General features: G+C 46.4%; 13 protein-coding genes and 1 pseudogene. 6 read left to right on the plus strand and 8 right to left on the minus strand.

What is annotated here, in order from left to right; genetic code table 11:
* Window position 1 precedes the first annotated feature (1 nt).
* Window positions 2-1,714: a type I-E CRISPR-associated protein Cse1/CasA gene (locus FD19_RS05125; protein WP_054749693.1), complete on the minus strand. Its 1,713-nt coding sequence runs from the start codon at window positions 1,712-1,714 to the stop codon at window positions 2-4.
* Window positions 1,711-4,491 (minus strand): CRISPR-associated helicase/endonuclease Cas3, encoded by a 2,781-nt coding sequence (locus FD19_RS05130; protein WP_056969272.1) that lies wholly within the window; start codon window positions 4,489-4,491, stop codon window positions 1,711-1,713. Before FD19_RS05130 ends, FD19_RS05125 begins: the two co-directional genes overlap by 4 nt.
* A 335-nt stretch (window positions 4,492-4,826) precedes the next feature.
* Between FD19_RS05130 and FD19_RS10035 the strand changes: the two genes are divergently transcribed.
* The 4 genes from FD19_RS10035 to FD19_RS09715 all read left to right on the plus strand — a co-directional run bounded on the left by FD19_RS10035 (window position 4,827) and on the right by FD19_RS09715 (window position 6,129).
* Window positions 4,827-5,042: a helix-turn-helix domain-containing protein gene (locus FD19_RS10035; protein ID WP_156639619.1), complete on the plus strand. Its 216-nt coding sequence runs from the start codon at window positions 4,827-4,829 to the stop codon at window positions 5,040-5,042.
* Between the two features lie 3 nt (window positions 5,043-5,045).
* Entirely contained in the window at window positions 5,046-5,243 is a 198-nt protein-coding gene (locus FD19_RS10040; protein ID WP_156321850.1) for a helix-turn-helix domain-containing protein, read from the plus strand.
* 197 nt (window positions 5,244-5,440) lie between these two features.
* Window positions 5,441-5,791, plus strand: a complete 351-nt coding sequence (locus tag FD19_RS10045; RefSeq protein ID WP_156639621.1) for an IS3 family transposase — start codon at window positions 5,441-5,443, stop codon at window positions 5,789-5,791.
* Between the two features lie 110 nt (window positions 5,792-5,901).
* A complete protein-coding gene (locus FD19_RS09715; protein ID WP_268872337.1) occupies window positions 5,902-6,129 on the plus strand; it encodes an IS3 family transposase in 228 nt (75 codons plus the stop codon).
* 850 nt (window positions 6,130-6,979) lie between these two features.
* Here the strand turns inward: FD19_RS09715 and FD19_RS05145 are convergent.
* The 3 genes and pseudogenes from FD19_RS05145 to FD19_RS05155 form a co-directional block, all read right to left on the minus strand.
* Complete coding sequence (locus tag FD19_RS05145) at window positions 6,980-7,498, minus strand: LPXTG cell wall anchor domain-containing protein (RefSeq protein WP_056969273.1); 519 nt, start codon at window positions 7,496-7,498, stop codon at window positions 6,980-6,982.
* Window positions 7,499-8,479: 981 nt separating this feature from the next.
* Window positions 8,480-8,866 (minus strand): annotated as a pseudogene (locus tag FD19_RS10050) (hypothetical protein); the annotation flags it as partial.
* Window positions 8,867-9,838: 972 nt separating this feature from the next.
* Window positions 9,839-10,087, minus strand: a complete 249-nt coding sequence (locus FD19_RS05155; protein ID WP_054750990.1) for a hypothetical protein — start codon at window positions 10,085-10,087, stop codon at window positions 9,839-9,841.
* A gap of 574 nt (window positions 10,088-10,661) precedes the next feature.
* On the opposite strand from FD19_RS05155, the gene FD19_RS10055 reads away from it, so the two are divergent.
* Together FD19_RS10055 and FD19_RS05160 are read left to right on the plus strand one after the other, a co-directional pair.
* The gene (locus FD19_RS10055; RefSeq protein WP_162259462.1) at window positions 10,662-10,976 is read left to right on the plus strand and encodes a transposase family protein; all 315 of its coding nucleotides are present in this window, start codon (window positions 10,662-10,664) and stop codon (window positions 10,974-10,976) included.
* Window positions 10,977-10,994: 18 nt separating this feature from the next.
* Window positions 10,995-11,924, plus strand: a complete 930-nt coding sequence (locus tag FD19_RS05160) for an ISL3 family transposase (protein ID WP_082619508.1) — start codon at window positions 10,995-10,997, stop codon at window positions 11,922-11,924.
* Between the two features lie 199 nt (window positions 11,925-12,123).
* Here the strand turns inward: FD19_RS05160 and FD19_RS05165 are convergent, their stop codons facing one another.
* The 3 genes from FD19_RS05165 to FD19_RS05175 are packed head-to-tail and all read right to left on the minus strand — an operon-like array spanning window position 12,124 to window position 13,536.
* A complete protein-coding gene (locus FD19_RS05165; protein ID WP_056969276.1) occupies window positions 12,124-12,558 on the minus strand; it encodes a protein-export chaperone SecB in 435 nt (144 codons plus the stop codon).
* A gap of 8 nt (window positions 12,559-12,566) precedes the next feature.
* A complete protein-coding gene (locus FD19_RS05170; protein WP_054750987.1) occupies window positions 12,567-12,914 on the minus strand; it encodes a hypothetical protein in 348 nt (115 codons plus the stop codon).
* 13 nt (window positions 12,915-12,927) lie between these two features.
* Entirely contained in the window at window positions 12,928-13,536 is a 609-nt protein-coding gene (locus FD19_RS05175; RefSeq protein WP_056969277.1) for a hypothetical protein, read from the minus strand.
* Window positions 13,537-13,755 lie beyond the last annotated feature (219 nt).

The raw sequence follows: 13,755 nt of genomic DNA on the forward strand, positions 1-13,755 counted from the left end.
ATCACCCTTCCTTCAAACGTTTGTTAACTGAATACACTAAAGAATTAAAGGCCAAAAAGATATTATCGACACGCTCACCTTTGTCCCCAGAAACGACGGTACCGCTAATGTCACGCGGCGATGGCGCGGCTGAAAACGCTCTAGCACTATCAATAACAAGGTCGCGTAACTGCGCCTGCCACTGGGCAATCTTTCCTTCACGATCATCATTTGGTCGGAGGCTGGCCAACCAGTTTTTAAACGGCTCATTCAGGCGGCTATAGAACTTGGCTCCCTCAGCGTTGGCTAAATTAGTATCATCAAAACCACGGATACGACTGACCCGATTAATAAAACGCCAGTAAAAGCGTCCAAGGTCTTGGGTCAAGTTGATTTGATCCTCAATACGCACTGGCCACCGTATTGCACCAACCGTATCAAACAGTACTCCGGCGTCGATAGTAATATCGTCCGTCACTTCGGCTGCTGGCGATTGGGAGGTGGCGTTGCCATCACTGACGACCGCTACTGCTTGCAGCGTTACCATCTTGTTCGTAGGAATTAGTTCTTTTTCCTGCAACTGCTGGAGCCACGTCACCACCCCCGGCTGATGTCCGTCACCCTTCTTTTCACGATTGGTATCCACGTACCGCCCAAAGTGCCGCCACATGGCCACATCCATGTTCTCCTTACGCAGCCGTTCTGGCCTAAATTCAGGCGGCTTGGCCTTGGGGTCGTAACGCCACGTGGTCATTGGCTCTACAAACAGGTTGGCCGGGTTGAACGGGGGTATTCCAGCACTAAATATGGTCGGCACCCCATCATCATCCCACTCGATGTGCAATAACCGGGACCATGCAGTGTATAATTCTGCGATATTGTCAGGTGGTATCTGCCGTTTGCGCTCTTGAATGTAGTTGCTCGTTTCACCAAACTCCCAAACTGGGCGCTGAGCGTGATATTCATCATCAACATCATCTTTATTTACCAGGACTAGGTTCAGCATCAACGTTTCAAACAAAGAATTGCCACGTGCATACACCGGATTTAACCGGTATAGCCAGCCCATTCCCACCGAAAATTTGTCATCGGTCTCAATTTTGGTTTTGTCAGTGACGCCGGTGTAGTTTTGATACATAATGATCCACCGCACTAGCTCCGGCAAATCCAATTGATTTTTGAATTCGTCCGTCTTGGGTGCAAACAAAGCCGGCGAATTATTACTTTCCGAGATAGTCCGGTTAATCTGCTTGATGGCTACCGTTCCCGAACCTGTTGCCACGCGCTTTTTGGCTGGCACAAAACGGTCATACTCCTCAGCTGTCACCTGATAAAAAGCGTGTGGGCCGAAGAAGTCAAATCGGTCAGCATAACGTTGCAAGTATTTGGACACTGCTTCGGAGAAGTGACCGGCAGAATATAGCTCACTCCACGTTGTCACTAAATCGTCACTGTCAAAGTCATCTATAAGGGTAGCCTGCAATGTTTGTTCGTCTACTTCAAGCCAATCGTAAGCCTCATCGTCAGCATTAAAGCGTGAATAAACCGTTTGTAAAATAGCCAGTAGTAACCGCAAAACCGCCAAATCCTGCGCGGCGGTCTCACCACCAAGTTGTTGGTAATCTTGCGCATGCGCAAACAGGTCAGTTAGCGATACCGTTTTAATAGTGCCTGACTGATCCGTGATCACTTTGATCCACGGATCAGTCACCAAATTGAAATGTCGCTCATTCATCCATGGTCCTCCTCCTTTGAATAACTTAATCCGTATTGCCGGGAATACGTTAGTTGATACTCCCCAAGACTAGCTTGGTAATTCTCATCTAGCACCACGGCCAATTCACCTTTGAGCCACTTGCTGTCAGCCCACTCGGGGAATTGACTACGCGTACTCAATTCCAAATTTTTGATTGCCTTGTCCACGTCGTAAGTAACCCCATGTGGTAACCTAATCACTTGTTCCGCAACTTGGCTGTCCCGACAATCTGACAACAAACGACCATCCAGTAGCCCCACTCCTTGCTCAGTCCTGCGTAGTAAAATCACCTCCAGCGTTGGCTGAATATCACGTACTGCAGCTTGGGCTTTCTGTTCATCCGTATCCGTACCAGTCGCAGCATGGCCTAGCCAACCAAGCAGGTCCTTACTTGCTTTGGGCTTATCGAGAAGAAAAACGTGTGCTTTCTTTCGCTCAAGGAGCAAGTTGTCATCCATTTGTTTCTTGGCTTCTTCCAATCCATCAATTTCAGGATCAACCTCGTCGTCATAAACTAACTGCACCAGCCGCGAGATATCTCCAGGTATATTTAGCTGGTCTGGCAGGTAATAGTCCGTCTTCATCAGTAAGTAGCGGCCATAAATACCTTCGTTTGCCTTGCCAAACTCCGATTCGTCATCATCCTCCTTACCGTAATTAACAACTAATTTAGGCTTTATTAAACCAGCTGGCCGGGTACGCACATGCCGATGTAAGCGCCCCACCCGCTGTAATAATAGGTCTATCGGCGCAATATCGCTATACAAAATATCAAAGTCAATATCAAGTGACTGCTCCAGCACTTGGGTACCCACAACGACAAGCTTGTGCGGCCGCTGGTCATCTTTGCCAATACTACGTTGCAACGTGTCTTCAAGTTTCACCCGGTCTGGAGCCAGGAAGGCGGAATGCAGGGTAATGACCGGAACGTGCGGTGCCAGCAGTTGCGCAACCGTTTGCGCTCTGCTGACCGTGTTAACAATCACACCCGCAATACCACCAGCATCGATTGCGTTCAGAATTGACTCAACCAGCGCCTCATCATCCCCGTCAAACCGTTGCACATCAACCAGTTGCGGTTGCTGATCCGACTGACTGGCAAATTCAGTGACTTGATGGATACGCGGACCGTCCATAATGGTCACTAGCGGATAAGCCTCAGATTTTTGCCAATTCTGTGGTGCGACATCTTGTAACCGTAATAGGTTCCGATGATACTTGCCCCTGTAATAGGCCGCCAGCAAGGCATTGCGCCGTTGCTTGGGCAAAGTAGCAGACAACATCACCACCGGTACGTGGTACGCACCAAGCCACTCCAACGCACGCGCAAGATATTGGCTCATGTAGGCGTCATATGCATGGATCTCATCGATAATAACGACCTTTTTGCTTAGTCCTAGATGCCGCAACATCAAGTGTTTCTGCTTCAGTGCCATCAGCAACAAGTGATCAACAGTCCCAACATCCACTTCATCCAGGATGGTCTTCTTGCCACTAAACCAGCTGTTGACCACGGCAGCCTCATCATCGCGTGCGGCCTCAGCATCATTATCAACCGCCACCGCATCTGGCAAGCTAGTGAACGCCGGGTTAAACGCCGCTTTCCCGTGCATTAAATGCATCGATATTTTGCCGGCATCCTCTGGTTGCACTTGGTTAAGCCAGTCCTCAACACGCGTGAACATCGCGTTTGCCGTTGCTTGGGTTGGTAGACCAAAGAACAAACCGTTGCGACCAGACTTATAGGCTAATTGTTCCGCCGCCAATAAGGCAATCTCGGTTTTACCCAGGCCCATTGGTGCCTCAATGATCACCGCTCCAGGATCGACCGTATCCGCAATTGCTTTCGTCACTGCCGCTTGTACCGGCCGTGCATGAAAACCCCAACGCTCGAAATAAGGGTCAGTCGCCAAGCTAACTTGGTGTGGTTCCAGCTCATCACTGACATACCAGTTGTTGAACGCACGGTTAGCGCGTTCATCTTCGTCGATATCATCAATAGTTTGGTCCAGTTGAATAAGCGGAAATAGTGGCCGACTAGGATCATTACCTAACATTTCACTAGAAGCTAACCAGTCAGCCATCACCAGCAGGCCCGACAACAGCACTGCCTGAGGTTCCGTGACTACCGGAATATCTTCAACCGTGTCATAGCCACAGCGTTGTAGGGCAAAGGCGAAAAGTTCTGCCTGCACATCTTGCCAAGGCTTTTGCTGATTAGCATCATTATCGTGTTGCCAATAATTAGCGGTGTATTCAATAATATTCGACTTTTCTTTGGTATCACACGGCTTCCCGTGGTGGGCCCCAATGATAGCTGCAACGGAAATAGGTACCCCAAACCGTTCGAGAAGCGCTTGACCAGCTAGCGCATGTGGGGAACGGCCTCTAGCAGTAATATTGGCATCAGTTACGTCATGAAAGCCCGCAAACTCGAGTTGTTCAACCAATTCAGCGTCTAACGATGGACTAGCCACATATGATTCCTTGGTCTGAAATGCCGTGGTCGCTTTGCCAAAATCGTGAATGAAACCGACGAATTGTACTAACTGTTGGGCTTCTTCATCGGACAACTCTCCCCTTATCGATGTTCGTTGTCCCTCACTTAACCATGTATTGAAGAGCATGTTAATCGTTCGACGAGTGTCTTCAAGGTGAGTCAGTAGCGGTAACCAGAGGGGCTGATTATCAACCTCCGTCTTTTTGGCCCACAACGATTTAACAGCTGTACTGAGATTTTTTACCTGATCGTCCAATTTGTGCCTCCTTTGTACATCGTGCCACCGTGCTCCGATAACAACAATAAGACGTGACTCACCCCCGCAATAGTGCGGGGAACAACTTCAATAAAAAGGATTATAACTGGAGCACCCTTGCTTCCGCGAGGAACAATATTTTTCTAACGTTATAATCCTACAGCCAACTTTTTCTACGCACTAAAGAATACGCTTTCACGAAGAATAATACAACACTAAATTGGATAAATTTTCTGACTGTGGACTAAATTTTTTCAGCGTAAAAACGTCCAGGCCAATTATGAAGTGCCCTACAATTGTTAGACAAGCAGTCTAATGATTGCGGGGCTTTTCTTATGACTAAATACAGTAGTGATTTCAAAGCCAGGGTTGTTTCTCAGTATCTTGAAGGTGGTATAAGCTATCGCGACATTTGCACAGAGTTTGGAGTGCCTTCTAAGATGACTGTCCAAACATGGGGCAACCAAGCTAGGGATCACGGTATCGATACTCTGAAAGTTAAGCGCACAAGGATAGACTACTCTCAAACATTCAAGATTGCCGTGGTATAGTATGTGCAGACGCATCAAGTAAGTCGTGGGAAAACAGCGGCTCACTTTAGCATCTCTCCCAGTCAGGTCAATTCCTGGTGTTGTATTGTGAGAGATCAAGGAGTGGCTGGCTTGCGCACTACACGCAAAGGAAGGCCAGTCATGAGTAAGCACAAGAAGATCAAACCAGTCAAGAAACTTGAACCAACACAGGAGGAGTAGTATCAACAGGAGATTTTAGAACTTAAAGCCAAGCTTCACGAGGCTGAACTGGACCGTGATATTTTAAAAGCACTCGCGACCCTGACGAAGAACTCACCGAAGCACTCTTAACAAAAGTGAAGGCGGGCATCGTTACTTCGTTAAGGTCGCGCTACAGTCTCCCAGAATTACTCAAGCAAATCAAGTTATCTAGGGCAATGTACTATGACCGGCTCAAGCGTAATAAGAAGGTCGATAAGTACGCAGAGCTTAAACGGTTCATTAAACAACACTTCTATGGCTCTAAGGAGACGTATGGATATCGTCGTATCCATGATGAGGCAATAAAGCACGGCTTACACTATGCCGAGGAAACCATTCGCCGCCTCATGAGTGATATGGGATTGAAGGTCACGCTTTACTCGAAGCATACTGCCAAGTACCACTCTTACAAAGGCAAAGTCGCCAAGATCACGCCCAACATCTTGAAACAACAATTCGCCGCGAAACAGCCGCTCACTGTCCTTCACACCGATGTGACACAAGTTCGTCTCTATAATGGCGAATGAAGTTATATCTTAGCCATTACTGACGAAGCCAGTCGTGAAGTACTGGCCACTATCGTCAGTTCATCACCCAATAAGGCAATGATCAAAGCAACACCTGAAGGACATGGGGGATCGTTCAAAGTATGTCGCGCAAAGGCAACTGCCATAACAACGCACCTATTGAAAGCTTCTTTAGCCTGATGAAGCGTGAATGCTTGAACCGCTATCGCATCGATGACCTGACTAACTTGAGAAAGCTGGTGAACGGTTACGTTGACTGGTTCAACAATGTCAGGGTCTCTAGAAACAAAAATGGCTTGACCCCGGTTGAGTATCGGGAACAAGCCATGATTGCTTAATTCAAAATCTAAATTGTCTAACTTTTCTATTGCACTTCATTAAGGTCTGAACGTTCCTAAATAGCTCCTCAACTAAAGCAACACCCACCATCACAGTATCGTGATTTCTCCACGGTAGGTAGCCCCTAAAGTAAAATTCAGCAGATCACGTGCTAAATAAATTAGCGCGCTTTTTTTAATTTCCGCTAATAGTAGGAAAATTCCGGAAGGTTTCTTTCTGCCTGAGGTCAATCAACATCGAGTGGTATCTTTTATATCCAGCCATGGTTAACTCTGTAATCATTGAAAAACCAGTTGGACGAAGTAAGTTGCCTTCGCACTTAGGGAGAAGACATGTAATTTTCTATCACGCTGGTATCTGTGTGCACATGCATCTTTCTGGGTCCTCCAGTTCACAGCCACGGAACAATAGCAGCATTCCTAATTTTAGCCCTACAAAGAACTACCCCCCCCCCGCATATGCGGGGAACACTTACCACCGACCTGCTCGATTTTCGACCCCATGGGATTACCCCCGCATACGCGGGGAACACGTGTGTAATGTAGTGTGCGCTGTTTGTGACATGGGATTACCCCCGCATACGCGGGGAACACAAGTACGCGGGGAACACACTAAACAAATCCCGTCACTGTAGCATTTAAAAAACGACCAATGGCATTTTTACATGATTTACACCCCCGTCATTATATCGTAAATAATTACTGAATGACATATGCGTAGTTTCCCTAATCGCGTAAACTGGTGGATAAGAATATCCAAAAAGTCCCCCCCGATCCAGTTTCCCAGATCGTGGGGACTAATCATCTCAACGGGCATAGTGCCCGCCGAGCCGAACCATTATTATTAACTTTATGCCCGCTTCTTCAAGGAAGTGCCGGCAAAACCGAACAGGGCACCCATGACGGCAACCACACCGAGCGCAGAAGCAACGACATTGTTGTCGTCACCCGTGCTTGGGTATGCCTTAGCGGCGGCCTTCTGGGCCATGCGGCTCATTGGAGCGGCCGTAGTTGCGGCAGCCTTGGTGTCAGCAGCAGTGGTCTTAGTGGCCAATGCCTTTGGCTCTGGGGTCGTGGTCTTGGCAGCTGTACCCGTGGTCTTGTTGGTGTCAGTCGTTGCCTTCTGCGCACCAGTAGTCTTCTGTGCACCATTCGCAGTAGTAGTCGAAGTCTCAGTAGTGGCGAACTTGTCCGCCAGCGCCTGGTCTTCCTGCTTCCTAAATTCGTTGAACGTCTCGCTAGCCGTGTCGGCGTTCTTCTTGGCCTGCTGTTCAGCAGCTAAGGCCTTAAAGTGCTCCGTAGCACCGGCCGTGAAGCCTTCAGAAAAGGCGTTCTTGTACGCCTCGGACTTACCGTCCAGGCTTGGCAATACCGCGCCGGTTTCACCATACTAGTAGCCAGCCTTTTCACTGGCAACTTTATCAGCCAGGTCCTGATCTTCTTGCTTCTTGAAGTCGTTGAACGTCTCGTTAGCTTCATCAGCACGCTGCTGGGCCAAGCCAGGAGCAGCCAAAGCTTCTTCGTGCACTGCAGCGCCCTTGGTGAAGCCTTCAGAGAAGGCGTTCTTGTACGCTTCAGACTTGCCTTCTAGGCTTGGCAAAGTTGCGCCGGTTTCACCGTACTGGTAACCAGCCTTTTCACCGGCAACTTTGTCAGCTAGGTTCTGGTCTTCCTGCTGCTTGTAGTCGTTGAAGGTCTGGTTGGCTTCGTCAGCACGCTGCTGGGCCAATGCTGGAGCGGCCAAAGCCTTGGCGTGCTCGGCAGCACCCTTAGTGAAGCCTTCAGAGAATGCGTTCTTGTAAGCGTCGGACTTACCGTCCAAGCTTGGCAAAGTTGCACCCGTTTCACCGTACTGGGAACCAGCCTTTTCACCAGCAACTTTGTCGGCCAGGTTCTGGTCTTCCTGCTGCTTGTAGTCGTTGAACGACGTGTTCGTCTTCACGGATGGGTCGGAGACGGTCGCACCACCAAAACGAGTGTTGTTCTTCTCCGCTGCGGCTTCGTTAGCCTTGGTTTCCTGCTGCAGCTGGAAATCGCTGAAGGACGTATTCGTCTTGATTGATGGGTCAGAAACCGTCGCACCACCAAAACGAGTGTTGTTCTTTTCCGCTGCGGCTTCGTTAGCCTTGGTTTCCTGTTGCTGCTGGAAATCGTTGAACGACGTGTTCGTCTTCATGGACGGGTCAGAAACCGTCGCACCACCAAAACGAGTGTTGTTCTTCTCCGCTGCGGCTTCATTGGCTTTGGTTTCCTGCTGCTGCTGGAAATCGTTGAAGCTACTGTTAGCCTGATCAGCTGCGGACTGAGCTGATGCGGAGGCACTGTCGGCCTTTGTTTGCGTGACAGTAGNTTGCTGCTGGAAATCGTTGAACGACGTGTTCGTCTTCATGGACGGGTCAGAAACCGTCGCACCACCAAAACGAGTGTTGTTCTTCTCCGCTGCGGCTTCATTGGCTTTGGTTTCCTGCTGCTGCTGGAAATCGTTGAAGCTACTGTTAGCCTGATCAGCTGCGGACTGAGCTGATGCGGAGGCACTGTCGGCCTTTGTTTGCGTGACAGTAGCTGTACTCCCTGCCTTTACCTGGGTAGTAGTTGGCTCCGTACCAGTTGTGGCAGCAGAAACCGAGTTACTACCTAAAGCACCAGCAGAAAACAACCCGATGGCTGCAACCCCAGCTGCAAACCATACTTTGTGGGCCTTATAGAGCTTTTTGGCACCATTGCGTTCATTCATCATAATCTTCCTCCTTCAGGAAAAAAGTTAATAATAATAACTTTACGTAGACAAGAGTAATTCCTATCGTTGAGGAAGACAATGAAATTTGCGTATCTGCTCTTGTTGATTTGGTGCGGATGAAAGCGGGACCGAGATTTTCCTGGATTGGACCATCAAACGCCCGTTTGTACTATTAAATTACAAATATGACTGAATACATTCAAAGAGTGAGCTATTCACGATATGCAAATCTTTACTAACGAAGTAATTTGGAGGACTGAAAATTTAATACGTACGCGACCATTTGCCAAGTTATCAAGGTTATTTGCCAAGAGCAAACCAGGAACCACTTACGTCAGCTTAAACTAACAAACTGTAGAAAAACGGTTCTACACTTTGCTTTTGACTTCCATCGATGCGAAGCGAGTGTAGAACACATTTCTGGTGACAATTTTGGCAAAATGAAGGAGGCACTATCCATGCGACGCTATAAACGACCAAACCAACAACATTCAATCAGTACCCCGAAACATTCTTACACTGTCCATCCTAGGAATACCAGATACTAATATATCCGCATACTCACGGTAAATGATGCAAAAAGCGTCATCCACGGTACTGATCACCAGGTTCATGTCATCTCCTGTCTACATTCTTATCCACTCATCCCGTCCCAATTGTGGGTTTGAAAGTCTACAACAATATAGGGCTACACCTTGACCCATAGCCGTAGCCAAAGTGGCACTGACATATCAACCTTATTGGATCTCAGAAAACAGCGCTACGGTGCGTCAACTGCCACCAAACAACTGTCCCAATGTCGCAAAATACCCCAGACAATGGATTACGCGAACGCGTAATCTTCGTTTCAACTAGTTTTATTATAACGACACTATGTTGATCGTTCATTTGTATTGATGATGGCACACACAAACTAGTTTCACTACCATTTGACGACTTTAAGCGCACAATTAAGAAATTTTTCATTATTCATCACAGCATTGATGAATGGCAGGTAGTCCCGAACATCATCCTGAGCACGAATGCAGCTTGCAAACACTTTATTTTCTGAATGGCCGTATCATCGTTGAACGCTTCCACATCGTGCAATTGCTCGGACGAACACCTGATAAAACCCGTATTGCCGCTCTTACGCAGCTTGATAATCACTATATTTGGCAATACAAGATGTTCAAATCGAAAGGGCGCTTGTTCCACAAGGCTGATCCTCACACCCGTCATGTTGACTCCTCCTTCGGACTCAACGAATATATGACTGAACAGAACACACTTGACATTGTCTTTGACAATAAGCCATAGCTACAAACCTTTTACGAAACGTATCTCAGGCTACGTAATGCCCTGATATTGGGCAACACCGTGACCCTTTGGTCTGTCCTTAACACATATTGCTCTATGAGTACTTCGTTAGATACTCGCATGACCACCCGGAAACAAAAAAATCAGGGTATGCCAATGTCTGCTGCTAGCCCCAGAAGTAATGGCCCATTGCGGGGGAAAAAAACTGACTAATCAGGTCCCTAAAACGTAACTGCTTTAGCTTTAAAGACCAAATTAACTTCTTCAACCGCATCTATCAACTGATCGCCTAGATAACAAAATGCCCTCCAAAGTGGAGAGTCGTGGCAATTACAAAATGCTAAAACCAACAGAACTCGACAAAAAAACGAGTCTACACTTTCTGGTATTGGTGAAAGCCAATGCCATTTTTTTAATTTTGGAAAATCAAAAGGACATCACTGTCCCCTCATGCTACGATTTAAGCGCCTAAACCTAATCGAGAAGAGAAAATATGATGTCCCAAAACGATTTTATCCTAAGCTTGTTCGAATTGACAGACCCACATCTCTCAGAAATCACTATTAACCAGCCAAAGCGAGTGAAAGGAAGAAAGATCCATGTGATCAAAGCGACGCTATCCTATCCCCTTAAACGTTGTCCTCAGTGTGGCTTTAAGGCGTTGATCAAGAACGGTACTCATCTCTCTAAAGTACGCCTAGGTACTTTAGCCGGCGGTTGTTATGAACTTCATCTCAAACGTCAACGCTATCTATGTCATCACTGTGGGGCGACCTGTGGTGCCCAGACTACGCTGGTCAAGTTTAATTAAACCTTCAGTCATCAGGTTATTCATCAAGTGATCCGTTTGGCCAAAGAACTGATACCGACCACAACGATTGCCCGAATTGTAGGTATCTCGGCTAGTAACGTCCAACGGGTCTTAAATAAAAACGTGCATCTCACGTATCGGGTCAAACATTTACCACCTAATCTTTGCTTTGATGAGATTCGTACCTGCGGTCATCGCATGTCGTTTGACTGTTGCGACGCTGAGAGCCATCAGCTCATCACTACTTTACCGACGAGGCTAAGCCGTGACATTATCGACTATTTTGAGGCGCGGTACTCACTACAAGAAAGACGAACAGTACAAACCGTCACGATTGATATGAACGCGCAGTATGTCCAGTTCATTCACCGTTTGTTTCCCAACGCTGAACTCATCATCGATCGTTTTCACATCGTGCAACTGGCGGCTAGGGCACTTGATCAGGAGCGCCTACGGCTGCTCCATCAAGAAATCGACCAACATAGTCGTCGCTATCGAGTTCTAAAATCTCAGTGGCGCTCATTTCACCTCAACGAAGACGAACTAGAACGAGCCAAGAGCCGATATTTACGGGGGTTAAACGAATGGATTGTCCCGCAGGCCGCGGTTAATCTCGGTCTCGATCATGCCCCACGCTTCCGAGCTGCCTACGAAATATATCAAACCATCATGACAGCCCTAAAAAACAAGTCAGGAGCCAAACTGGCCCATTTACTGAAGATCTATAAGAATTGTGGCAACGCCATGGACACCACCATCGCTAAGCTGAGAAAAAACAAAAATGCAGTGCTAAATAGCTGCCGCTACTCCTATTCAAACGGTCTGCTTGAAGTCCTCAACCGAAAAATCAAGACGCTGAAACGTAACTGCTTTGGTTTCCGAAATCAGTACAACATGTTTATCCGCATTCGGCTGATTCATGAGGAAAAAACACATTCACCGGAGTGAATGTGTTATCAACAGAGTATCACCAATACGATTTGACGAAGATCCGTAATTTGAAAGTATTGAAACCCACAGTGCTTGACAGATACCCTTAAAAACATTGAAACCACTATAGTTTGACGGAACCCTTTAAAATATCAACGATCGCCCATCTTTAAATATGGGGATGAGCTTGAATTAAACTTGTTGGGCTACACTAACTTTAATCGTCACTGGAATTCCGAGGAGTTCCAAACATTTCCTGTGTGTTGATGGTCGGCAGTAGGATTGTATGTGCTGAATCCAACCCAGTCACCATTGAAATGATGCCACGCACGTATGGAAAGAGGATGGCAGTTCCATTTACGGCCAAGGCTCGTCCAATGTCATCTTTATTAGTAAGTTCTTCCGAAATGTCAAAAAAAGCATTGACCTTTACCCTTACAAGGCGTGAATCAGCTTGGTTTGAGTCTGATTCTACTTTTAGAGATACATCAAGCGTTACACGTCCAACATTAAGTGACTCATTGGTTCCGATGGTCGGCTCAATATGGAAGCCGCGCGGAGCAGCTTTCAACTTTACCGCATCAGTGGAGTATTGAAGATCTTCAATGCGATATCCTTTCAGCTTGATAATTGGAGTATTTTCTTTTGTCATCGCTTCACCTATGCAGCACGATCAAAATCAAGAGAAGTATTACTCGTGATTTTAGACGTTTTGCTTACGTCAATTTCATGAAAGTGGTCACTATAATCATTTCTAGGTTCATTAGTCTCAATTTTAAAATTTAATGTTGCTTCATTTTTATCAGACACTTTAGTATCGCCAATTGTTACATCGAGCTTAATGGTTGATTTTTCGAAAAACTTTTTGAAGGCAGCATTAACCATACTTGTCATAAGCTTCCGAAAGACACGCTTTCTGAATTCAGTCTCATACTCAGCGGTTGGGTGAAAATCAGACTTTTGCAAATAACGGTTAAATTCTTCAACCGTAAGTGTTTCTAGCCGCATAATTTGATCCTCCCTAAACTGCAATGCTTTGAATTACTGAATCATCCTGTATACAAAAATATTTAGGTTCATTACCAAACGTTCTGGCTACTACCTGAATGTTTTCGTTTGAAAACTGCTGGATAATCCATAATGAGTAGGCGAAAATATATGGATAGTCCTCCAAATCCGCACTGGAATCTGCCAGATCAACCAAGTAATCTGCGAACTGTACACATATAGTACGATACTGACGTATCATTTCACCGTCGAAAATTTTATTTTTTATGGCATCAGCTACATCACCAGAAAGAAGACTGAGCGCAAGATTACGGATAGAATCGGAATTGTCTAGGTCATAAACATCAACGCCATCACCAATATCAATTGTAACAACATAGTGCTCGCTGGTGAAGCTGCATGCCTGATGTTTACTCGCAAACGCATAAATCCCAACTCCAAGTGCAGCGGGCTGACTGGTTCCAGCTGACTTTGGTAGATAGTCAAGACTATTCATGGCTGCATTAGTTCTGTCTAACAGCACATCCATTGTCTCAGGCATCTCAATACCACTTGATTTAATTTTATTAGTCTTTTTAATTCCTAATAGGCCCTTTTTTGTTGTCCCATGGTAAAGTTTCATTTATTATCACACCAGCCAAAATTTCTAAATACAAGGATCATATTTTGGCTTATTCAAAATGTCTAACAAGCCCATGGATACAGTATCACGGTAATGAATATAGTTGTCAAGAAACATCTGTAGACAATTTTGCCGTTGACGCGTACACCAACATAAACAATAGTGACCTTTACAAAATGCACAGAAGTCCTCATCTTCACTTGAAGCTCCCTACAATTG

The sequence above is a fragment of the Lacticaseibacillus thailandensis DSM 22698 = JCM 13996 genome, assembly GCF_001436135.1.
Lineage (GTDB): Bacteria > Bacillota > Bacilli > Lactobacillales > Lactobacillaceae > Lacticaseibacillus > Lacticaseibacillus thailandensis.